20 protein-coding genes are annotated in these 22,264 nt (G+C 72.3%); 14 read left to right on the forward strand and 6 right to left on the reverse strand.

Annotation, left to right across the window (positions count from 1 at the left end):
• Nucleotides 1-232 precede the first annotated feature (232 nt).
• The 6 genes from fusA (at nt 233) to ACFY15_RS13450 (ending at nt 8,044) form a co-directional block, all read left to right on the forward strand.
• Nucleotides 233-2,284 (forward strand): elongation factor G, encoded by a 2,052-nt coding sequence (fusA, locus tag ACFY15_RS13425; protein ID WP_390689335.1) that lies wholly within the window; start codon nt 233-235, stop codon nt 2,282-2,284.
• Nucleotides 2,285-2,831: 547 nt separating this feature from the next.
• Nucleotides 2,832-4,130 carry an MFS transporter gene (locus ACFY15_RS13430; protein ID WP_390825532.1) on the forward strand — a complete coding sequence of 433 codons (1,299 nt, stop codon included), beginning with the start codon at nt 2,832-2,834 and terminating at the stop codon, nt 4,128-4,130.
• 152 nt (nt 4,131-4,282) lie between these two features.
• Entirely contained in the window at nt 4,283-4,705 is a 423-nt protein-coding gene (locus ACFY15_RS13435; RefSeq protein WP_390689337.1) for a CBS domain-containing protein, read from the forward strand.
• A 42-nt stretch (nt 4,706-4,747) separates the two neighbouring features.
• The gene (locus ACFY15_RS13440) at nt 4,748-5,005 is read left to right on the forward strand and encodes a DUF6213 family protein (protein WP_390689338.1); all 258 of its coding nucleotides are present in this window, start codon (nt 4,748-4,750) and stop codon (nt 5,003-5,005) included.
• 213 nt (nt 5,006-5,218) lie between these two features.
• The gene (locus tag ACFY15_RS13445; RefSeq protein ID WP_390825533.1) at nt 5,219-6,316 is read left to right on the forward strand and encodes a winged helix DNA-binding domain-containing protein; all 1,098 of its coding nucleotides are present in this window, start codon (nt 5,219-5,221) and stop codon (nt 6,314-6,316) included.
• Nucleotides 6,317-6,361: 45 nt separating this feature from the next.
• Entirely contained in the window at nt 6,362-8,044 is a 1,683-nt protein-coding gene (locus ACFY15_RS13450) for an AMP-binding protein (RefSeq protein WP_390689340.1), read from the forward strand.
• Between the two features lie 101 nt (nt 8,045-8,145).
• Here ACFY15_RS13450 and ACFY15_RS13455 read toward each other — a convergent pair whose 3' ends face one another.
• Nucleotides 8,146-8,634, reverse strand: a complete 489-nt coding sequence (locus tag ACFY15_RS13455; RefSeq protein WP_390689341.1) for a glutathione peroxidase — start codon at nt 8,632-8,634, stop codon at nt 8,146-8,148.
• 62 nt (nt 8,635-8,696) lie between these two features.
• Entirely contained in the window at nt 8,697-9,554 is an 858-nt protein-coding gene (locus tag ACFY15_RS13460; protein WP_390689342.1) for a hypothetical protein, read from the reverse strand.
• A gap of 268 nt (nt 9,555-9,822) precedes the next feature.
• Here ACFY15_RS13460 and gcl point away from each other — a divergent pair, with 268 nt between their 5' ends.
• Entirely contained in the window at nt 9,823-11,610 is a 1,788-nt protein-coding gene (gene gcl, locus ACFY15_RS13465) for a glyoxylate carboligase (RefSeq protein WP_390689343.1), read from the forward strand.
• 65 nt (nt 11,611-11,675) lie between these two features.
• Here the strand turns inward: gcl and ACFY15_RS13470 are convergent, their stop codons facing one another.
• Nucleotides 11,676-12,386, reverse strand: a complete 711-nt coding sequence (locus ACFY15_RS13470; RefSeq protein WP_390689344.1) for a TetR/AcrR family transcriptional regulator — start codon at nt 12,384-12,386, stop codon at nt 11,676-11,678.
• Between the two features lie 165 nt (nt 12,387-12,551).
• On the opposite strand from ACFY15_RS13470, the gene ACFY15_RS13475 reads away from it, so the two are divergent.
• Nucleotides 12,552-13,931: an MFS transporter gene (locus ACFY15_RS13475; protein ID WP_390689345.1), complete on the forward strand. Its 1,380-nt coding sequence runs from the start codon at nt 12,552-12,554 to the stop codon at nt 13,929-13,931.
• A 399-nt stretch (nt 13,932-14,330) separates the two neighbouring features.
• On the opposite strand, the gene ACFY15_RS13480 is transcribed toward ACFY15_RS13475, so the two are convergent.
• The 3 genes from ACFY15_RS13480 to ACFY15_RS13490 form a co-directional block, all read right to left on the reverse strand.
• The gene (locus ACFY15_RS13480; protein WP_390689460.1) at nt 14,331-15,788 is read right to left on the reverse strand and encodes a catalase; all 1,458 of its coding nucleotides are present in this window, start codon (nt 15,786-15,788) and stop codon (nt 14,331-14,333) included.
• Between the two features lie 228 nt (nt 15,789-16,016).
• Nucleotides 16,017-16,916 (reverse strand): 2-hydroxy-3-oxopropionate reductase, encoded by a 900-nt coding sequence (locus ACFY15_RS13485; protein WP_390689346.1) that lies wholly within the window; start codon nt 16,914-16,916, stop codon nt 16,017-16,019.
• Between the two features lie 74 nt (nt 16,917-16,990).
• Nucleotides 16,991-17,824, reverse strand: coding sequence for a TIM barrel protein (locus ACFY15_RS13490; RefSeq protein ID WP_390689347.1), 834 nt, complete (start codon nt 17,822-17,824; stop codon nt 16,991-16,993).
• A gap of 179 nt (nt 17,825-18,003) precedes the next feature.
• On the opposite strand from ACFY15_RS13490, the gene ACFY15_RS13495 reads away from it, so the two are divergent.
• The 6 genes from ACFY15_RS13495 to ACFY15_RS13520 all read left to right on the forward strand — a co-directional run bounded on the left by ACFY15_RS13495 (nt 18,004) and on the right by ACFY15_RS13520 (nt 22,224).
• Complete coding sequence (locus tag ACFY15_RS13495; RefSeq protein WP_390689348.1) at nt 18,004-18,255, forward strand: hypothetical protein; 252 nt, start codon at nt 18,004-18,006, stop codon at nt 18,253-18,255.
• The gene (locus ACFY15_RS13500) at nt 18,252-18,647 is read left to right on the forward strand and encodes a helix-turn-helix domain-containing protein (RefSeq protein ID WP_390689349.1); all 396 of its coding nucleotides are present in this window, start codon (nt 18,252-18,254) and stop codon (nt 18,645-18,647) included. The genes ACFY15_RS13495 and ACFY15_RS13500 overlap by 4 nt, the downstream gene beginning before the upstream one ends.
• Nucleotides 18,648-18,801: 154 nt before the next feature.
• Nucleotides 18,802-19,317: a 2-oxo-4-hydroxy-4-carboxy-5-ureidoimidazoline decarboxylase gene (gene uraD, locus ACFY15_RS13505; RefSeq protein WP_390825534.1), complete on the forward strand. Its 516-nt coding sequence runs from the start codon at nt 18,802-18,804 to the stop codon at nt 19,315-19,317.
• Between the two features lie 2 nt (nt 19,318-19,319).
• Entirely contained in the window at nt 19,320-19,709 is a 390-nt protein-coding gene (gene uraH, locus ACFY15_RS13510; RefSeq protein WP_390689351.1) for a hydroxyisourate hydrolase, read from the forward strand.
• Between the two features lies 1 nt (nt 19,710).
• Complete coding sequence (gene pucL / locus ACFY15_RS13515) at nt 19,711-20,634, forward strand: factor-independent urate hydroxylase (RefSeq protein ID WP_390689352.1); 924 nt, start codon at nt 19,711-19,713, stop codon at nt 20,632-20,634.
• Between the two features lie 186 nt (nt 20,635-20,820).
• The gene (locus ACFY15_RS13520) at nt 20,821-22,224 is read left to right on the forward strand and encodes an 8-oxoguanine deaminase (protein ID WP_390689353.1); all 1,404 of its coding nucleotides are present in this window, start codon (nt 20,821-20,823) and stop codon (nt 22,222-22,224) included.
• Nucleotides 22,225-22,264: the final 40 nt, after the last annotated feature.

Below are 22,264 nucleotides of genomic sequence, written 5' to 3' on the forward strand. Positions count from 1 at the left end.
GCACACCGCCGCCGCCCTCGTTCCCCGGACCCGGTACGACGTGATCCCGGTGTCCCGCACCGCGCGGTAGCAGCTGCGCGGCTGTCACCGCCACCCGTGTCCGGGTGGGTACGCGGACCCCTGAAGCGGGCCCCGTACGAAACCCCTTGACCGGGCGTCATCGCCGGTCGTCCACGCACGGGAATCGCGCTGCCCTCTCCACCAGCTCCACGGCACCGAAAGGCCCCGGGCCATGCGCACCCGTACCCGCACCAACTCCAGCCCCAACCCCCTCACCGCCGTCCGCAACCTCGGCATCCTCGCCCACGTCGACGCCGGCAAGACCACCGTCACCGAGCGGATCCTGTTCGCCACCGGCACCATCCACAAGAGCGGCGAGGTCCACGACGGGACGACCGTCACCGACTTCGACGCCCAGGAGCGGGCCCGCGGCATCACCATCTTCGCCGCGGCCGTCAGCTGCGCCTGGGACGGGCACCGGGTCAACCTGATCGACACCCCCGGGCACGTCGACTTCGCCGACGAGGTCGAGCGCTCCCTGCGGGTGCTCGACGGGGCCGTCGCGGTGTTCGACGCCGTCGCGGGCGTCGAGCCGCAGAGCGAGTCGGTGTGGCGGCAGGCGGACCGGCACGGCGTGCCGAGGATCGCTTTCGTCAACAAGCTGGACCGCGCGGGCGCCGACCTCGACACCGCGGTGGCCTCGATCCGGCACCGGCTCGGTACCGTCCCGCTGGTCGTCCAGCTGCCCGTCGGCCGCGAGGACGCCTTCACCGGCGTCGTCGACCTCCTGCGGATGCGCACCCTGCTGTGGGGGACGGGTGCCGACTCGTACACGGCCGCGCCCGTCCCCGAGGAGCTGCGGGAGGAGGCCCTGCGGCGGCGCCGGCTGCTGGAGGAGACGGTGGCCGAGCTCCACGCGGACGCCCTGGAGGAGTTCTGCGCGGCGGGCTCCCTCACCGGGGCGACGCTGGTCCGTGCCCTGCGCGAGCTGACGCTCGCAGGGGAGGGCGTGGTGGTGCTGTGCGGCTCGGCGTACCGCAACCGCGGGATCGAGCCGCTGCTGGACGCCGTCGTGGCGTACCTGCCGTCCCCGGCCGACATGCCGCCGGTGCAGGGCCGCCCGGCGGACCCGGCGCAGCCGCTCGCGGCCCTCGCCTTCAAGGTGACGGCGACGGCGACCGGACGGCTGACGTACATACGCCTCTACGCGGGCACCCTGCGCAAGGGCGACACCGTACTGGACCCCGGTACGGGCAGGACGGAGCGGATCGGGCGGATCCTGCGGGTGCAGGCCGACCGGCACGAGGAGCGGGAGGAGGCGGTGGCCGGTGACATCGTCGCCGTGATCGGTCCCAAGGCGGCCCGGGCCGGCACCACCCTGTGCGCGCCGGGGACCCCGCTGCTCCTCGAACCGCCCACGGTGGCCGACCCGGTGGTGTCCGTGGCGGTCGAGGCCGGCCGCAGCACCGACACCGGCCGCCTCGCGGCCGCGCTGGCCCGGATCGCCGAGGAGGACCCCTCGCTGGTGGTCCGGACCGACGCGGAGACCGGGCAGACCGTGCTGTCGGGGCTGGGCGAGCTCCATCTGGAGGTCGCGGTGGAGAAGATCCGCCGGGACCAGGGCGTGGAGGTCGTCGTGGGCCGCCCCCGGGTCTCCTACCGGGAGACCGTGGTGGACGGGGTCACCGGGCTGGTCCACCGGCACGTCAAACAGGACGGCGGGGCGGGGCAGTTCGCCCATGTGGTGATCGACGTCGAACCGCTGGGGGAGCCCGGCTTCGCGTTCCGTTCGACGGTCGTCGGGGGCCGGGTCCCGCAGGAGTACGCGCGGGCCGTGGAGGCCGGCTGCCGGGACGCCCTCGCCGAGGGCCCCCTCGGCGGGCACCCGGTGACCGGGCTGCGGGTGGTCCTCACCGACGGGGCGACCCACTCCAAGGACTCCTCAGAGCTCGCCTTCCGCGCGGCCGGCCGGTTCGCGCTGCGCGAGGCCCTGCGCGCGAGCACGCTGGAGCTGCTGGAGCCGGTCGCGGAGGTCACCGTGACCGTCCCGGACGAGTCCGTCGGCGCGGTCCTCGGCGACCTCGCCGCCCGGCGCGGCCGGGTCACGGGCTCGGCCACCCGGGCGGGGACCGCGGTGGTCACGGCGACGGTGCCGCTGGCCGAACTCTTCGGCTACGCGTCCCGCCTGCGCGGCCGCACCCAGGGCCGGGGCACCTTCACCACCCGCCCGGCGGGCCTGGCCCCGGTCCCGGCAGGGGTGGCCGCCACGCTCCTGACGCCCTAGCCAGGCGAAGGCCCCTGTCCCGCCCCCGCCCTCCGGGCCGGGGCGGGACAGGGGCCTCCCGGGGTTCCGCACCGCCGGAAATATCTTGACGTCGAGATAGTCGGGAGGGCAGGCTACCGCCTGGTATCTCGACATCGAGATACTTTCGGACGGGGGAAGGCGGAGACCCGGCATGGGGCGGCGCGGCACGGCAGGGCAGCGGAAGGACACCGGCAGCGGCGAGGAAGCCGCTCCGGGCCCCGGCACCGGCGGGGCCGCCGGCCGGGGCCCCGGGAAGGGCGGGGGCCCGCACCCGGCTGTGGACCCGGAGGGCGATGCGGGTGCGGGCAGTGTGGCTGCGGGCGCGGACCCGGGCCTGAGGCCGGCTGCGGGTCCGACCCCGCCCACGGTGGCGAATCCGGGGTCGGCCGCGGGCCCGGCCGAAGCGGGTGCGCGTGCGGGGGCGTGCACGGGCGCGGGACCGGGCCCGAAGCCGCTCGCGGGTCCGACCCCGGCCACGGGGCCGGCCGCGAGCCCGGGGGCCGACGCGGGTCCGGAACCGGACCCGGTGAGCGGCCCGGCACCGGGCGGCCTGATCGCGCAGCTGCGGCGGCCGCCCGGTGGTCGCGACGCGCGGATCATGCTGCTCGCCCAGCTCCTCGACCGCACCGGGACCGGCGTCTGGGCCGCCTCCTCCGTCCTCTTCTTCACCTTCGTCGTCGGCCTCGACGCCGGACGCCTCGGCCTCATGCTCGGCGTCGGCGCGATCGCGGGCATCGCGGGCTCGCCCGTCGCCGGCCACCTGGCGGACCGGTTCCCGGTCCGCCCCCTCCTGATCGCCTGTCACCTGCTGCGGCTGGCCGCCCTCTGCGCGATGCTCGCCGTCACCCGCTTCGAGCTGCTCCTGGCGATCGTCGCCCTCACCCATCTCGGCGACCGCGCGGCCAAGACCCTCGAAATGCTCTTCGCCACCCGGGTGGCGGGCGAGCGCCGTGCCACCTACCAGGCCCTGTCGCGCAGCGCCGCCAACGCGGGCTACGCCGTGGGCGCGGGCATCGCCGCCGTCGGCCTCGCCGTGGGGACCCGGGGTGCCTACGAGGTCCTCATCCTCGGCAACGCGCTGTCCTTCCTGGTGGCCTCCGCACTCGTGTGGCGCACACGGGAACCGCACGGCCGCGGACGCCTGGTCACCCCCGTGCGGCCGGCGGAGGACGCCACCCCGCACGGGGGGAGCGCCTCCGGCGGGGGGACCCCGTCCGGCCGCAGGAGCCCGTGGCGGGACCGGGCCTACCTCCGCTTCGTCCTGCTGGACATGCCGCTCAACCTGGACGACTCCCTCCTCAACGTCGGCCTGCCCCTGTGGCTCGTCCACCACACCGACGCGCCGCACGCCGTCGTCCCGGTCTTCCTCGCCGTCAACACCGTCCTCGTCGTCGTCCTCCAGCTCACCGTGTCCGCGAAGGTGGGCACCCCGCGCCAGGCGGCCGGCGCCGTCGCCTGGTACGGGCTGTTCCTGCTCGCCGCCTGCGCGCTCCTCGCGCTCACCCCCGCCCACGGCCCCTGGGCCGCCTCCGCCACCCTGCTCGGCGCGGCGGTCCTGGTCACCGCCGCCGAGCTGGTGCGCTCGGTGTGCTCCTGGGAGCTGGCCGTCTCCCTCGCACCGCAGCAGGCCAGGGCCTCGTACCTGGGGGTGGCCGGCATCTCTCCGTCCGCCCAGAAAGCCCTGGGGCCGCTGCTGCTGACCGGCGCCGTGATGGCCGCGGGGCCGACGGGCTGGCTGGCGCTCGGCGCGGGTGTGGCCGGTCTGGCCCTGGTCCAGCGGCGGGCCGCTCTGCGCCGCCTCGACGCCGTCCTGCCCGCCGCCTGAGACGCCGGAGGCACCTGAGGCCCCCGAGATGCCGACCCGCGCCCCCGCCCGTGGGCCCGCCCGTGGGCCCACCCCTCCGGGGTGGCGGCGGATTGCCCCGGCCCGGGGCGGGTAGCCGCCAGGTGGGACCGCGTCCGGCAGTGGGAGGAACCATGGCCCGTCGTGTGCGTGAGGTGATGACCGGGAATCCGGTGACCGTCGAGAAGGCGACCTCGCTGGCGGAGGCGGCCCGGGTGATGCGGGACGCCGGCATCGGGGACGTCCTCGTCGTCGACGAGGGTCGGCTTCGCGGCATCCTGACCGACCGGGACCTCGTCGTCCGCGCCATGGCCGACAACCGGGACCCCGGCGAGACGACCGTGCAGGCCGTCTGCAGCACCGACCCGGTCACGGTCCGCCCCGACGACGGGGTCGACCAGGCCATCGCCCTCATGCGGCGCAAGGCACTGCGCCGCCTGCCCGTGGTGACCGGCGAAGGCGAACTCGTCGGCGTCCTCAGCCTGGGCGACCTCGTAGTGGAGCAGGACCCCGGTTCGGCACTCGCGGCCATCGCGGCGGCCGGGCGCGACAGCTGACGTGCGTCGTCCGGCGCAGCGCGGAGCGGAGGAGGTGGCGCCATGAACGCGTACGTACCCCTGGTCTCGGTGGCGGACGGAGGTCTGCTGATCCCCGCCGACGAGGTCACCGCCCTGCTGCGGCGCCTCGCGGGCGGCTGGCTGGAGTCGGTGTACGACGGCGGGACGGACCTCGACCCGGGCACGACCCTCGGCCTGGCCGACGCCCTGGTGGAACTGGCCGACCAGATCGACGTGGAGTGCATCGGCTTCATGCCCCTCGCGGACGGCCGCAACGGCGGCGACGCCCCGCCGCCGTGAGCGACCGCGGCCGGGAGGCACCCCGTGCCCGGGATCGCGGCTGCCGTGGCGAGCCGCAACGGCGTCACGCGCGGGACGGAGCGGTGGCCGTCCGGCGCGTTTCCGTCCGCAGGCCGTCGAGGAGGACGCGACCCCGCCGGACATCGGGCGGTTCGCGGCGCTGCTCGGTGGCTGCGGACAGTGGTTGTCCGCAACGGGGTCTAGGTTGCGGGTATGGCCTCTTCTCCGCGTTCCGTTCTCGGTGTCCGTGCGCTCAACCGCGCCACGCTCGCCCGGCAGTCGCTGCTGAGCCGCTCCGCGATGTCGGCGCACGGCGCCGTCGCGCACCTGCTCGGGCTGCAGGCGCAGAACGTCAAGCCGCCCTACTACCAGCTGTACGCGCGGCTCGCCGGGTTCCGGCCGGGGGAACTCGGGCGGCTGATGGAGGAGCGGGAGGTCGTGCGGATGGTGACCATGCGGTCGACCATCCACACCCACACGGTGTCCGACGCCCTCACGGTGAGGCCCTTGGTGCAGGCGGCGCGGGACCGGGAGGTGGGGTACTTCCGGAAGGGGCTGGCCGGGGTCGATCTCGGGGTGCTGGCCGAGCGGGCCCGGGCGTTCGTCGAGGAGGAGCCCCGCACCATGGGGGAGATCCGCGAGGAGCTGCTGCGGGAGTGGCCCGGCGCCGATCCGCAGTCGCTGGCCGTGGCCGCGCGCTGCCTGCTGCCGCTCGTGCAGGTGACCCCGCGCGGGGTGTGGGGGCGCAGCGGGCAGGTCCGGCTGACCACCCTGGAGACGTGGGTCGGGCAGTCCCCGGGGGAGGAGCCGGAGGGGATCGACGCGGTGGTGCTGCGGTACCTCGGCGCCTTCGGGCCCGCCTCCGTCAAGGACATGCAGACCTGGGCCGGGATCACCCGGCTCCGCGAGGCCTTCGAGCGGCTGCGCCCGCGTCTGGTGGCCTTCCGCGACGAGAACGGGGTCGAGCTGTTCGACCTGCCCGACGCGCCCCGCCCCGACCCCGGCACCCCGGCGCCGCCCCGCTTCCTCCCCGAGTTCGACAACCTGCTCCTCTCGCACGCCGACCGGACCCGCGTCGTCCCGCCCGAGTTCAAGGGGCTGAACGCGCACGGGAACCAGAGCCGGTGCGTGCTGATGGTCGACGGGTTCCTCGGCGGGGTGTGGGCCGGCGAGGCGGGAGGGGTCACCGTGGAGCTGTTCCGCGAGGTGACGGGCGCGGTCAAGGAGGAGATCGCCGCCGAGGGCGAGGCGATGCTCGCCGCGATGGGCGAGGGCCCCGGGAAGGTGCGCTTCGGGTCAATCCGAGGCTGACGCCGCCCTGGTGGAGGGCCAGTCCGGCGCGGCACGATGCCTCCCATGACGGAGAACAGCGCCACCGAAAGCTTCCTGGCCGCACGGGACTTCCTGCTCGCCCACCGAGGGCGGTACGAGGCCGCCCGGGACGGGTTCACCTGGCCCCGCCCCGAGCGCTTCAACTGGGCGTTCGACTGGTTCGACCGCATCGCGGAGGGCAACGGCGCCGACGCGCTGCGGATCGTCGAGGAGGACGGGACCACCGAGGCCGTCACCTTCGACGAGATGCGGCTGCGGTCCGGGTCCGCCGCCACCTGGCTGCGTGAGCGGGGTGTCGCCGCCGGCGACCGGATCCTGGTCATGCTCGGCAACCAGCGCGAACTGTGGGAGGTGATGCTCGGCGCCATGAGACTGCGCGCCGTCGTCATCCCCGCCACCCCGCTGCTCGGCCCCGCCGACCTGCGCGACCGGATCGAGCGCGGCAACGTCCGCCATGTGATCGCGCGCGTCGAGGACACCCCGAAGTTCGACGAGGTGGCGGGCGACTACACGCGGATCGCCGCCGGGGACGAGGTCCCGGCCGGCTGGCTGCGGCTCGCGGACATGGACGGGGCCGACAGCGGGTTCCGCCCCGACGGGACCACCCTCGCCTCCGACCCGCTGATGCTCTACTTCACCTCGGGCACCACCGCCCGCCCCAAGCTCGTCGAGCACACCCACGCCTCGTACCCCATCGGGCACCTCTCGACCATGTACTGGCTCGGCCTGCGCCCCGGTGACGTCCACCTCAACATCGCTTCGCCCGGCTGGGCCAAGCACGCCTGGTCCAACCTCTTCGCCCCCTGGAACGCCGGCGCGACCGTCTTCGTCCACAACTACACCCGCTTCGACGCCCAGCGGCTCATGGCCGAGATGGACCGCGGCGGCGTCACCACCTTCTGCGCCCCGCCGACCGTCTGGCGGATGCTGATCCAGTCCGACCTGACCGCGCTCCGCCGGCCCCCGCGCGAGGCCGTGGCGGCCGGCGAGCCCTTGAACCCCGAGGTCATCGAACGGGTCAAGGAGGCCTGGGGCGTCACCATCCGCGACGGTTTCGGGCAGACCGAGACCACCCTCCAGGTGGGCAACTTCCCCGGCGCCGAGGTCAAGCCGGGGTCCATGGGCCGCCCCGCGCCCGGGTACGGGATCGTGCTGCTGGACCCCGTCACCGGCAAGGAGTCCCCCGACGAGGGGGAGCTGTGCGTGGACCTGCGCCGCGCCCCCGCCGGGGTGATGACCGGCTACCGCGACGACCCCGAGCGCACCGCCGAGGCCATGGCGGACGGGCTCTACCGCACCGGGGACATCGCCTCGCGCGACGCCGACGGCTACCTCACCTACGTCGGCCGGGCCGACGACGTCTTCAAGGCCTCCGACTACAAGATCAGCCCGTTCGAGCTGGAGAGCGCCCTGCTGGAGCACGAGGCGGTCGCCGAGGCGGCCGTCGTACCGGCCCCGGACGCGCTGCGGCTGGCCGTGCCGAAGGCCTACATCACCCTCGCCGCCGGCTGGGAGCCCGGGAAGGAGACCGCCCGGCTGCTGTTCGAGCACTCCCGCGCGGTCCTGTCCCCGTACAAGCGGATCCGGCGCATCGAGTTCGCCGAGCTCCCCAAGACCGTGTCAGGGAAGATCCGCCGGGTGGAGCTGCGGGACCTCACGGCCGCCGGCTCCACCCAGGAGTACGACGAGGCGGATCTGGCGGGATGAGGTCCGCCCCGGCCCGCTGACGCCCGGCCCCCTGATGCCCGGCCCCCCTGACGCGCCGGCCCGCGGGCGCCCGGGCCGCCGGGCACCCGTACGGCCGCGGCTCAGGCCGGCAGCTGCGCCTCGATGGCGGCGATGACCTCGGGGGCCTCCGGCTCGGTGCGCGGGCGGAAGCGCGCCACGACCTCGCCGGCGGGGGAGATCAGGAACTTCTCGAAGTTCCACTGGATGTCCCCCGCCTCACCGTCGGCGTCCGGGGTCTTCACCAGCTCCTGGTACAGCGGGTGCCGGTTCTCGCCGTTCACCTCGGTCTTCTCCAGCATCGGGAAGGTCACGCCGAAGCCGGCCGCGCAGAAGGTCTGGATGTCCTCCGCGGTGCCCGGCTCCTGGCCGCCGAACTGGTTGCAGGGCACACCGACGACGGTGAAGCCCTTGTCCTCGTACGTGAACTGGAGCCGGGCGAGACCCGAGTACTGGGGGGTGAGCCCGCACTGCGAGGCGGTGTTCACCAGCAGGATGGCCTTGCCCCGGTGGGCCGCCAGGCTGGTGGGCTCGTCGTCCAGGGTGGTCAGCGGGATGTCGTACAGGCTCATCGGGCTCTCCTCGGCAGGCAGGGGCGAAACGATCGGGCAACACGTGCGAACAGCCCCCGAGCCTAGGCCCCCCGTCCGACCAGTGCGTCCGCCGGGTCGTTGACCGGCTGCGGCATGCCCGTGAGGTCCATGACGAACAGCGGTATCCCCAGGTCGTCGGCGCGCCCCCGGGCCTCCTCCGTATAGCCCGCCAGGGCGAAGTAGACGGCGGTCGCCGAGGCCGTCAGACCGTTCAGCCACACGCACTCCACCGCCCGCAGCCCGGCCGGGGCCGTGGTCGGGTCCACCTGCGCCACCACCCCCGGGGCCCGCAGGTCCACCGCCGCCGAGGGGATCGGCACCCCGTCGGGCCGGCGGACGTCGCGGAAGCCGAGCCAGCGCAGGTACAGGGCGGCCGCCGCCACCGCGTCCCGGGCGGTACGGATGGTCACGGGCCGGAACGGCGGCCGGGAGACGGGACCCCGGGCCGGGGCGGCGGCGGCCGCAGCGGACCCGCCGGCCGGGGCCCGGCCCGCCGGGGGCCCGTCGCGGCGTCCGCCGTCCCCCGCGCCCGCCCCGTCCGGCGCACCCGACGCCGCCCCCGGGTCCGGCCCGGCGTCCGGCCCGGCCCCGGCACCCGCCTGCGCCCCGGCGTCCGGCCCGGTGTCCGGCCGTCCCGGCTGCCGTACGGGCACCAGCGCCACCGTCCCGCACGACCCGCAGCCGACCTCCGGGTGCGGCCACTCGCTCTCCCGCCCGCAGGACCCGCACCGCACCGCCACCCAGCTGTCCTGCCAGGTCCGGTGGGTCAGGGGCAGGGGCGCCGCCGTCAGGTCGAGCGGCGGGACGACCGGGCTCCCGCAGGCGCACGGGAAGACCGGGGAGATGTAGCCGTTCTCGCGCTGGCACGCCGGGCAGCGCACCGGTACCGCTTCCGCCATGAGCCCTGGACCCCCTCCGTAGCTGTGCGTGGGTCCATGCTCCACCACCGGCGACCGCCGCGCCGGGCGAGCCCGCCGATTGCCGCCGATTCACCCTCCGGGCCCGGTCATTTGTGCAACTCACCGAAAGAGATGCGGCTTTTGGTGGGTTCGGGGGTGGCCCACCGCCTTGACGTGCGGGAAGCCGCCACTTAGCTTGTTTCGTATAGCAGAACAAAAATTCCGGATGCCGGAAAAAGTCTGACCGCCAGACCCGCAGGAGAACCTGATGCCTCGAATGACAGCCGCCGCTGCCGCCGTTGAGATCCTCAAGCTCGAGGGTGTCGAACAGGCATTCGGTGTGCCCGGTGCCGCGATCAACCCGTTCTACCGCGAGCTCAAGAACGTGGGCGGGATCGCGCACACGCTGGCCCGTCACGTCGAGGGCGCCTCGCACATGGCCGAGGGCTACACCCGTGCCGAGGCGGGCAACATCGGCGTCTGCATCGGCACCTCGGGCCCCGCCGGCACGGACATGATCACCGGTCTGTACTCCGCCATCGCGGACTCCGTCCCGATCCTCTGCATCACGGGTCAGGCGCCGGTCTCGAAGCTCCACAAGGAGGACTTCCAGGCCGTCGACATCGCCACGATCGCCAAGCCCGTCACCAAGGCCGCCACCACGGTCCTGGAGGCCGCGCAGGTCCCCGGCGTCTTCCAGCAGGCCTTCCACCTGATGCGCTCCGGCCGTCCGGGCCCGGTCCTCATCGACCTGCCGATCGACGTCCAGCTGACCGAGATCGAGTTCGACCCCGAGACCTACACCCCGCTGCCGGTCTACAAGCCGCAGGCCAGCCGCGCCCAGGCCGAGAAGGCCCTGGGCTTCCTGCTGGAGGCCGAGCGCCCGCTGATCGTCGCCGGCGGCGGCATCGTCAACGCCGACGCCTGCGACCTGCTGGTCGAGTTCGCCGAGCTGACGAACATCCCGGTCATCTCCACCCTGATGGGCTGGGGCACCATCCCGGACGACCATGAGCTGGCAGCCGGCATGGTCGGCGTCCAGACCGCCCACCGCTACGGCAACGCGACGTTCCTCGAGTCGGACACCGTCATCGGCATCGGCAACCGCTGGGCCAACCGCCACACCGGCTACAACCTCGACGCCTACACCAAGGGCCGCAAGTTCGTCCACGTCGACATCGAGCCCACCCAGCTGGGCAAGATCTTCGCCCCCGACTTCGGCATCGCCTCCGACGCCAAGGCCGCCCTGGAGCTCTTCATCGAGGTCGCCAGGGAGCTCAAGGCCGAGGGCAGGCTCCCGGACTTCTCCGCCTGGGCCGCCTCCGCGCAGGAGCGCAAGGCCACCCTGCAGCGCCGTACGCACTTCGAGAACATCCCCATGAAGCCGCAGCGCGTCTACGAGGAGATGAACAAGGCGTTCGGCCCGGAGACCCGCTATGTCACCACCATCGGCCTCTCCCAGATCGCGGCCGCGCAGTTCCTGCACGTCTACAAGCCGCGCCACTGGGTCAACTGCGGCCAGGCCGGCCCGCTCGGCTGGACCATCCCGGCGGCCATCGGCGCAGCCACCGCGCAGCCCGAGACGCCGGTCGTCGCGCTCTCCGGCGACTACGACTTCCAGTTCATGATCGAGGAGCTGGCGGTCGCCGCCCAGCACAAGGTCCCCTACGTCCACGTCCTCGTGAACAACGCCTACCTGGGCCTCATCCGCCAGGCGCAGGGCGGCCTCGGCATCAACTTCGAGGTCAACCTCGAGTTCGAGAACATCAACACCCCGGAGATCGGCGTCTACGGCGTCGACCACGTCAAGGTCGCCGAGGGCCTGGGCGTCAAGGCCATCCGCGTCACCGACCCGGACAAGCTGGGCGAGGCCTTCGAGGAGGCCAAGAAGCTGGCGCAGGAGTTCCAGGTCCCGGTCGTCGTCGAGGCCATCCTGGAGCGCGTCACCAACATCGCGATGAGCAAGACGGTCGACATGAGCGACGTCACCGAGTTCGAGGAGCTCGCGACCGAGCCGGGCCACGCCCCGACCGCGATCAAGGCCCTCCGGGTCTGATCAACCCCGCAGCTGCCGGCCGGCCCCCGTCCCTCCGCCAGGAGGGGCGGGGGCCGCTCCGCGTTTCAGGCCGGCCCGCCGGCCAGGCCGCCGATCAGTACGTCGATGCCGAGCGCGAGCCGCGCCGACGCCGGTCCGGCGGCCAGTTCGACCGTGCTGGCGGCCAGGTGCGGGTACCGGGCGGGGTCGAGGCCGGCCAGCCGCTCCTCGATCCCGACCCGGGCGTGGCGGGCGTCGAGGGCACCCTGGAGGGCCTCCTCGCCGTCGCCGGCGGCCGGGCCGGCGGAGTCCACCTCGTAGGTGACCGCCCCGATGTGCAGGGCGATGAGGTCGCAGCCCCAGGCCGCGCGCTGCCGCTCGATCCCGCCCGCCAGGAGCAGTCCGAGGACGCGGTCGAAGAGGCCGAGCCAGGCCGGGGTGGTGGGGATGTCGCCCAGGGAGACCCGGCCGATGCCGGGGTGGGCGCCCAGTGCGCGCACCACGTCCGTGATCAGGGCGGTGAGCTGTTCGCGCCAGCGGCCCGGATCGATCGCCGGGAGCGGCACGGTCGCGATGACGGCGTCGTGCATCAGGCGCAGCAGTTCGCCGCGCTGGGAGACGTACACGTAGAGGGACGCGGGGCCGGTGTCGAGCTCGGCCGCGACCTTGCGCATCGTGACGGCGTCCACCCCCTCGCGCCGCAGGACCCGCAGGCCCGCTTCGACGACGGCGGCCTCGCTGAGCGGGGACTTGGCGGGGCGGGAGCGGGTGCTCCGACGGGGCGGGGGCGTCTGCATGGGGACAGGCTAGCACTTGACAACGAACAGTGTTCGTAGCGAACGTTGTTCGTAACGAACGGCGTTCGTAATGTCGACTGCCGTTCGTGACGACTGCCGTTCGTGACGCTTCCGGTGTTCATGCCGTCCGTGCTGCCGCAACGATGCTTCTGGGGGACCCCTGTCGTGAACCACCCGTATCCCTACCGCCGGCACGCCCTGGCGGTGGTGCTGGCCGCCGAGGTCATGGACCTGCTCGACGCGACGATCACCGGGGTGGCCGCCCCGGCGATCGCCGCCGATCTGGGCGGCGGCCCGTCGACCACCCAGTGGCTCCAGGCCGCGTACACCCTGCCCTTCGCCGTCCTGCTGATCACCGCCGGACGGCTCGGGGACCGCTTCGGCCGGCGCCGGCTCTTCCTGCTGGGCGCCGCCGGATTCACCCTCGCCTCCGCCCTGTGCGCCGCCGCCCCGGGACCCGCCTGGCTGATCGCGGCCCGCGCCGCCCAGGGGGCCTTCGGCGCACTGCTGCTGCCGCAGGGCTTCGGCATCGTCAAGGAGGTCTTCGAGGGCCCCGAACAGGCCAGGGCCTTCGGCCTGTTCGGGCCCGTGATGGGGGTCTGTGCCGTCGGCGGCCCCGTCCTGGGCGGCCTGCTCACCGGGGCCGACCTGTTCGGCAGCGGCTGGCGGCTGGTCTTCCTGGTGAACGTCCCGTTGGGCCTGGCGGCCCTGGCCGGGGCGGTCCGCTGGATCCCGCGCACGGTGCCCGACGGGGGCGCGCGGCTCGACGTGCCGGGCATGCTGCTGGCGGGGGCCGCCTCGGGGGCCCTGGTCTACCCCCTCGTGCAGGGGCGGGAGCTGGGCTGGCCCGCCTGGAGCCTCGGCCTGATGGCCGCCGGGCCGCTGGGCTTCTGGCTGTTCGCCCGGCTCCAGCGGCGACGCCCCTCGCCCCTGGTGGCCCCGGCCCTGCTGGACGACCGCGGCTACACGGGCGGGATCGCGGTCGCCGTCGCCTTCTTCGCCGCCTTCACGGGCCTGATGCTGGTCCTGTCCCTGTTCCTCCAGGGGCCGCTGGGTCTCTCGCCGGCCGGGGCCGGGTACTCCGTGGCCCCGCTGGCCCTGGGGATCGCGGTCGCCGCCGGCCCGGCGGGAGGGCTCGCACAGAAGCACGGCCGGGTGGTGATCCAGGCGGGCATCGTCCTGACCGCCCTCGGTCTGGGCCTGCTGGCCGCCACCGCCGACGGGGCGGTGGACGGCTGGCGGCTGCTGCCGGGCACCTTCGTCACGGGGCTCGGGATGGGCCTGGTGATCCCGCCGCTGTTCGACGTGATCCTCGCGGGGGTGGCCGAGTCCGAGGTGGGTTCCGCCTCCGGGGTGCTCAACGCCGTGCAGCAGCTGGCCAACGCCGTGGGCGTGGCCCTGCTGGTCACCGTCTGGTCCGCCTTCGCCGACCACGGCAGCAGCCCGGGCGCCGCGCTCGGCGGCACGGCCCTGGCGACGGCGGGGCTGCTGGCCGTCGCCCTGCTGCTCTCCGTACGCCTGCCGCGCACCGCACCCGCCCGGTAGGGGGAGACGACGGCAAAGCGCCGAGTCACGGGACCGTCCGTGACTCGGCGCTCTGGTGGTTACCGCCCGACGGAGCGAGGCTGGCGCGACAGGACGTTCGCACCGCCGGGCGGAGACGTGGGGGAGGTGTCGGTTCTTCTCCTCTCTCCAGGGGACTCCGTGCGTGGCCCCTGCAGAGAGGAGTGGCTGGGACCGTGGCGGGCGGGCGACGAGAACTCCGGCGCCGTCTCCCTCAGGTCAAGAGACGGGCCTCGGGACCCATGACCACCGCACTGGCTCGCTCGCCTGCCACGGTCCTCGTCCGGCCCCCACCGCGTACCACCCCTCATCCGGGTCCGCGGTGCGGGCTCAGCACCGTAGGCCTGACCTCCCGTCAGGCCCGCGGTACATCTGTGGGGCTCAGGCGTCGCGCAGGGCGCGCACGGCCTCCTCGACGCGCTTGCCGTAGTCGGCGTCCGCGGCGTGGAAGTGAGCCAGGTTCTTCTCGATGACGTCCTCGAGGGTGACCTGGGACAGGCCGCCCGCGATGTTCGCCACCAGACGCTGCTTCTCGGCCTCCGACATCAGGCGGTAGAGCTCGCCGGCCTGGAAGAAGTCGTCGTCCTTGGTGTGGGCGGGGGCCTCGTGGGTGCCCGTGTAGCCGGAGACGGCCTTCGGGGCGCCCAGGGCTATGCCGGTCTCGGCCGGACCCCGGTACGAGTTGGGCTCGTAGTTCTTGTCGTGGCGCGAGCCGTTGCGCAGTGCCATGACGCCATCGCGGCCGTAGTTGTCGGCCTTTGTCGCCTTCGGGGCGTTGACCGGCAGCTGGGTGTGGTTCACACCGAGGCGGTAGCGCTGGGCGTCGGCGTAGGCGAAGAGGCGGCCCTGGAGCATCTTGTCCGGCGAGGCGGTGATGCCCGGGACGAAGTTGTTCGGGGAGAACGCGGACTGCTCGACCTCGGCGAAGACGTTGTCCGGGTTGCGGTCGAGGACAAGGCGGCCCACGCGCTGGAGCGGGTAGTCGGCGTGCGGCCACACCTTGGTGAGGTCGAACGGGTTGAAGCGGTAGTCCGCGGCCTCGGCGGCCGGCATGATCTGGACGTAGAGGGTCCAGCTCGGGTTCACGCCGCGCTCGATGGCCTGGAGCAGGTCGGTCTGGTGCGAGTTCGCGTCCTTGCCGACGAGCTCGGCGGCCTGCTCGGCCGACAGGCAGCGGATGCCCTGGTTCGTCTTGAAGTGGTACTTGACGAAGAAGGTATCGCCCTGGGCGTTGGTCCACTGGTAGGTGTGGGAGCCGTAGCCGTTCATGTGGCGGTAGGACGCGGGGATGCCGCGGTCGCCCATCAGCCAGGTGATCTGGTGCGTCGCCTCGGGGGCGTGCGCCCAGAAGTCCCAGACGTTGTCCGGCTCCTGCCTGCCCGTGAACGGGTCGCGCTTCTGGGAGTGGATGAAGTCGGGGAACTTGATCGGGTCCTTGATGAAGAACACCGGGGTGTTGTTGCCGACGAGGTCGTAGTTGCCGTCCTCGGTGTAGAACTTCAGCGCGAAGCCGCGCGGGTCGCGGACGGCGTCCGCGCCACCGAGGGAGTCGGCCACGGTGGAGAACCGCAGGAAGGTCTCGGTCTTCTTGCCGACCTCGGAGAGGAACCTGGCCGAGGTGTAGGCGGTGACGTCGTCGGTCACCTCGAAGTAGCCGTACGCGGCCGAGCCGCGGGCGTGCACCACACGCTCCGGGATGCGCTCACGGTTGAAGCGGGCGAGCTTCTCGAGGAGCTGCTGGTCCTGGATCAGGAGGGGGCCACCGACGCCGGCGGTGGCGGAGTTCTGATTGTCGGCGACCGGGGCGCCGGACTCGGTCGTCAGCGTGCGCTTCGACATGGTGACCTTCCGTACGGGTGACTGCTGACGGAAAGCGTATTCCGTCATGCGGAACAGCCTAATTTCGGCGTGAACGCGACGTCAACAGTTTGTTGAAAGAAAGAGCGGGGAGGAAATCCGGACGGCGCCGGCGCTTGGGCGCGACAGGACAGGTGTCAGCACCGGCACCATCCGGAAACTCGGGCCCCCTTGAGGGGGGGCGGCCCGGCGGGCGGGCCGCGAGGGGGGTCAGACCCGGGCGCCGGAGAGGCGCTCGACCGCGCGCAGCAGGGCGGAGTGGTCCAGGCCGCCGTCGCCCTGGGCGCGCAGGGAGGCGACCAACTGGGCGACGACCGCGCCGACGGGCAGGGCGGCGCCGACGTTGCGGGCGGCGTCGGTGACGATGCCCATGTCCTTGTGGTGCAGGTCGATCCGGAAGCCGGGCTTGAAGTCGCGGTTCAGGAAGTTGTCCTTCTTGCGGGTCAGGACCGTGGAGCCGGCCAGACCGCCGTTGAGGACGTCGAGGGCGGCCTCGAGGTTCACGCCGGACTTCTCGAGGAAGACGACGGCCTCGGCGCACGCCTGGATGTTCACCGCGACGATGAGCTGGTTGGCGGCCTTCACCGTCTGGCCGGAGCCGTGCGGACCGCACAGGACGATGACCTTGCCGAGGGTCTCGAGGATCGGCAGCGCCGCGTCGAAGTCGGCCTGCTCGCCGCCCACCATGATCGACAGGACGGCCTCGATGGCGCCGGCCTCGCCGCCGGACACCGGGGCGTCGATGACGCGGATGCCCTTCTCGGCGGCGTTCTTCGCCAGGTCGACGGAGGTCTGCGGGGTGATCGACGACATGTCGACGATCAGCGCACCGGACCTGGCGTTCTCCAGGATGCCGTTCGGGCCGTAGTTGATGGCCTCGACCTGCGGGGAGGCGGGCACCATCGTGATGATGACGTCGGCGTCCGCGACGGCCTCGGCGATCGAGCCGGCGGCGGTGCCGCCGGCGGCGGCCAGGCGGTCCAGCTTGTCCTGCTCGAGGGTGAAGCCGGTGACCGGGTAGCCGGCCTTCAGCAGGTTCTCGGACATGGGGGAGCCCATGATGCCGAGTCCGATCCAGGCAATCTTCGGGAGCGCAGCGGGGTTGCTCATGACGAGGTCCTTCTCTTCATGCTTCGTACGAAAAGTGCGGGGGGTGCCTGGCTGATCGCCCGGACTTTGTCCGCCTACCGGGCGGCGCGGGCCTCGGCCGGCAGCCACTCGAAGGACGCGGCGGCGTCGGCCGCCTTGTACTCGAGGCCTACGTAGCCCTGGTATCCGGCCTTCCCGAGCTGGTCGAGGAGGTCCTCGAGGGGCAGCTCGCCGGTGCCGGGGGCACCGCGTCCGGGCTTGTCCGCGATCTGGACGTGCCCGGTCTTGGCGGCGTACTTCTCGATGACCTCGGAGAGGTCCTCGTCGTTCATCGCCAGGTGGTACAGGTCCAGGAGGAACTTGGCGTTCCCGAGGCCGGTGGCCTCGTTCACCTTGTCCACCACCTCGATGCCGGCCGGGGCGCTCACCAGCGGGTAGAGCGGCGACTCGGGCTGGTTGAGGGTCTCGATCAGGAGGACCGCACCCACGCGGTCGGCGGCCTGGGCCGCGACGACCAGGTTCTTCAGGGCCAGTTCGTCCTGGACGGCCGGGTCCACGCCCTCGACGCGGTTGCCGTAGAGGGCGTTGAGCGCCTTGCAGCCGACCGAGGCGGCGAAGTCCGCCGCGACGTTGATGTTGGCGTTGAAGCGGTCCGACTCCTCGCCGGGCACCGAGACCGCGCCGCGGTCCGGGCCCGGGAGCCGGCCGGCGTAGAAGTTCAGGCCCACCAGCTGGGTGCCGGCGTCCTCAAGAGCCTTCTTGAGGGCGTCCAGCTCCTCCTGGGCGGGGGTGGGCGTCTCGATCCAGGGCCACCACAGCTCGACCGCGGTGAAGCCCGCCGCGGCGGCGGCCGCGGGGCGCTCCAGGAGCGGGAGTTCCGTGAAGAGGATCGAAAGGTTCACATCGAAGCGCTGGTCGGTGTATCCCATGAGGGGTGTGCGCTCCTTCCGTATTGCGGAAGTTACTTTCTGCTTGATGGAAGACTGCAAGCCGGGCGTCGTGCTTGTCAAGTGCCGACTCCCGAAATCTCACGCCCGCCCGTCACCCCGGCCGCCGCCCCGCATGGAGGCGCTGTCGCGCCGCCCCGGCCATTGGGTAGCTTGGCGGTGTGCGATTGAGAGTGGAGTTCACGACCGAGCCCTTCGACCTGGAAGAGGCCCCCGCCCACGCCGTGGCCGCGCGCGAGGTCATTCAGGAGGCCCAGCTGGACGCGGTCGACGTGGGTCCCTTCGGCAACACCGCCGAGGGCGATTCCGACCGGGTGCTGGGCGCGGTGGCCGCGCTGCTGCGCGACGCGCTGGACGCCGGCGCCACGCGCGTCTCGCTCCAGGTCAACGTGATCGGGGAGGGCGGAGCATGACCGAGCCCCGCGACCACCCGTTCGTCGCCGCGGTCAAGCCGCTGGTGGACGCGATGGGCGGCGAGCTGATGGACCCCGCCCGGGCCGAGCCCGACGACGTCGTGCTGGCGTGGGAGGGCGAGCAGGTGGTGGCCGTGCGGCTCCCGCAGCTGTCCGACTCGCTGGACCACATCCTTGCGGCGCTGGAGCGACGCCACGGCATGCCGCTGGCCCGGCTCGACCGGAAGTCCAAGCAGGACGTGGTGCGCATACTGGAGGCGCGGGGCGCCTTCTCCGTGCGCCACGGCGTGGAAACGGTGGCGGGAGCCCTGGGCGTCAGCCGTTTCACGGTCTACAACTATTTGAACCGGGAAAACCCCGGCAAGACGGCCAAGCAGAACAGCCAGGAGTGAGGGACGCTCCACCTGCGGTCACGAGCCGCCGCCCCATTCACCCGGGCGGCGGCTTTTGCATACGGGAAATTTCAACAAAGTGTTGACGCCGTGTTGCCGAGGGCGTTAGCTATGCGCAGCCCGTCAAAGCAACAACAGGCCACGGAGGCCTACCGTGACTTCGAGCCCGACCCCGGGTCTGACCCGGTTCAACGCCTTGGACGACAGCGAGGCCACGGCCGAGCTGCACGAGGTGTGCGCCAGTTCGGCGTGGGGGAGCAAGATGCTCGCCCAGCGCCCCTTCGCCGCCGCCGACTCCCTGTACGCCGCGAACGAGGCCGCCATGGCGGAGCTCACCGCGGACGACGTGGGCGAGGCGATGGGAGGCCACGCGCCGATCGGCCGGCCGAAGCCGGGAGACCCGACCTCCGCCCGCGAGCAGCGTGGCATGGCCGGTGCCTCGGAGGAGCTCAGGAACGAGCTCCTCGAACTCAACCTGGCCTACCAGGACAAGTTCGGCCACGTGTTCCTCATCTGCGCCACCGGCGCCACCGGTGAGTTCATGCGGGACGCGGTCAGGCTCCGGATCGAGAACACGCCGGAGCAGGAGCGGGAGATCGCGCGCGGCGAGCTCGTGAAGATCAACCGGATCCGTCTGACCCGGCTCGTCGAGCTCGCAGGAGGAGAGTGAACATGAGCACCGAGACCACCGCGTCGGTGTCCACGCACATTCTGGACACCAGCATCGGCCGCCCCGCCGAGGGCGTCGCCGTCTCCCTGTCGGCCCGCGCGGGCCTCGACGGCGAGTGGGCGGCCCTGGGCGGTTCCGCCACCGACGCCGACGGGCGCTGCAAGGACCTGCCGGCCCTGCCGGAGGGCACCACACACGTGCGTCTCGACTTCGAGACCGAGACGTACTTCTCAAAGAAGCAAGCCGAGGCGCAGCAGGACGCCCCCCGCGTAAGGGACAGCGGTGCGTTCTTCCCCGAGGTAACCATCACCTTCGCGGTGGACCCGGGCGAGCACTACCACGTACCGCTGCTGCTCAACCCGTTCGGCTACTCCGTTTACCGAGGGAGCTAGCATGGCCACGATTCTGGGCCAGAACCAGTACGGCAAAGCAGAGAACCGCGTCGTCAAGATCACGCGGGACGGCGACACGCACCACATCAAGGACCTGAACGTCTCGGTCGCCCTCTCCGGCGACATGGACGACGTGCACTACTCCGGCTCGAACGCCAACGTCCTCCCGACGGACACCACCAAGAACACGGTGTACGCGTTCGCCAAGGAGTACGGCATCGAGTCCGCCGAGCAGTTCGGCATCCACCTGGCCCGCTGGTTCGTCAACAGCCAGGAGCCGATCCAGCGCGCGCGCATCCGGATCGAGGAGTACGCCTGGGACCGGATCGCCACCTCGGACGCCAACTCCAAGTTCATCGGTTCCGACGAGGTCAACCACTCCTTCGTCCGCAAGGGCATGGAGACCCGCGTCACCCAGATCACGTACGACGGGCAGAGCTGGGAGGTCGTCTCCGGCCTCAAGGACCTGATCGTCATGAACTCCACGAACTCCGAGTTCTGGGGCTACGTGAAGGACAAGTACACGACCCTGCAGGAGGCGTACGACCGCATCCTGGCCACCCAGGTGTCGGGCCGCTGGCGCTTCAACTGGTCGGACGACGAGCAGCGGATGCCCAACTGGGAGAAGTCCTACGCCGAGACCAGGAAGCACATGCTCCAGGCCTTCGCGGAGACCTACTCCCTGTCGCTGCAGCAGACCCTGTACCAGATGGGTTCGCGCATCATCAACCACCGTTCGGAGATCGACGAGGTCCGCTTCTCGCTCCCGAACAAGCACCATTTCCTCGTCGACCTGGAGCCCTTCGGCCTCAAGAACGACAACGAGGTCTACTTCGCCGCGGACCGTCCGTACGGTCTGATCGAGGCGACGGTCCTCCGCGACGGCGCTGACGCCCGCATCCCCGTGGACATGACCAACCTCTGAGCAGTGCACGCGCGTCCCGGGGCTCCGCAGTGGCCCCGGGGCGACACATCCACAGCTTCCTGAATCGGCACCCGGACGCATCACACGGGGCGACAGTACTGTCAGCTGTCAGGCCCCCGGCTCCGGCACTCAAATCCCCAGGGTTCTGCCGTGCCCGCACCGCCACTGAAAGCACGAGGAAGTCCCATGGCAGCATCGGCAGCGCATGACGGCGCGGTAGAGCGCATCGTCATCGAGAACTGTGCGATCGCGACCGTCGACGCCAACGACACCGAGTACGCCTCGGGTCACGTCGTCATCGCAGGCAACAAGATCGAGTTCGTCGGCGCGGGCAAGGCCCCCGAGAACCTCGAGAACGTCGTCCGCCGCATCGACGGCACCGGGCACCTCGTGACCCCCGGTCTGATCAACACGCACCACCACTTCTACCAGTGGATCACGCGTGGCCTGGCCACCGACCACAACCTCTTCAACTGGCTCGTCGCGCTGTACCCGACCTGGGCGCGCATCGACGAGCAGATGGCGTACTCGGCGGCGCAGGGCTCCCTGGCCGCGATGGCCCGCGGCGGTGTCACCACCGCGATGGACCACCACTACGTCTACCCCAAGGACTCCGGCGACCTCTCCGGCGCGATCATCCGCGCCGCCTCCGAGATGGGCGTCCGCTTCACCCTCGCCCGCGGCTCCATGGACCGCAGCGAGAAGGACGGCGGCCTGCCGCCGGACCACGCGGTCGAGACCCTCGAAGGCGCCCTCGCGGACACCGAGGCGACCATCAGGAAGTTCCACGACGCCTCCTTCGACGCCATGACCCAGGTCGCCGTCGCCCCGTGCTCCCCCTTCTCGGTCTCCACCGAGCTGCTGAAGCAGGGCGCCGAGCTGGCCCGCCGCCTCGGTGTGCGGATGCACACGCACGGCTCGGAGACCGTCGAGGAGGAGAAGTTCTGCCACGAGCTCTTCGGCATGGGCCCGACCGACTACTTCGAGTCGACCGGCTGGCTCGGCGAGGACGTGTGGATGGCGCACAGCGTCCACATGAACGACTCCGACATCGCCGCGTTCGCCCGCACCAGGACCGGTGTCGCGCACTGCCCGTCCTCCAACGCCCGTCTGGCCGCCGGCATCGCCCGCGTCCCGGACATGCTGGCCGCCGGCGTCCCGGTCGGCCTCGGCGTGGACGGCACCGCCTCCAACGAGTCCGGCGAGCTCCACACCGAGCTGCGCAACGCGCTGCTGATCAACCGTCTCAACCCGGTGCACCGCGAGGCCGCGCTGGGCGCCCGCCAGACGCTGCGCCTGGGCACCTACGGCGGCGCCCAGGTCCTCGGCCGCGCCGACAACATCGGTTCGCTCGAGGCCGGCAAGTGCGCCGACCTGGTCCTGTGGAACCTGAACACCTTCCTGCACTCCTCGATCGCCGACCCGGTCACCGCGCTCGTCTTCGGTGCGGCCGCCCCGGTCACCGCCTCGTTCGTCAACGGCAAGCAGATCGTCGAGAACAACCGGCTGCTCTTCGCGGACGAGGACGCCATCGCGGTGTCCACCCGCGCGGAGGCCCAGCGCCTGGCGCGGATCTCCGCGCAGGGCTGATCCCCACGGAGTCCGGCCGGGGGGGACGGCCCCCGGCCGG

Origin of the sequence: Streptomyces sp. NPDC001373, assembly GCF_042895815.1 — a bacterium.
In the GTDB taxonomy this organism is placed as follows: domain Bacteria; phylum Actinomycetota; class Actinomycetes; order Streptomycetales; family Streptomycetaceae; genus Streptomyces.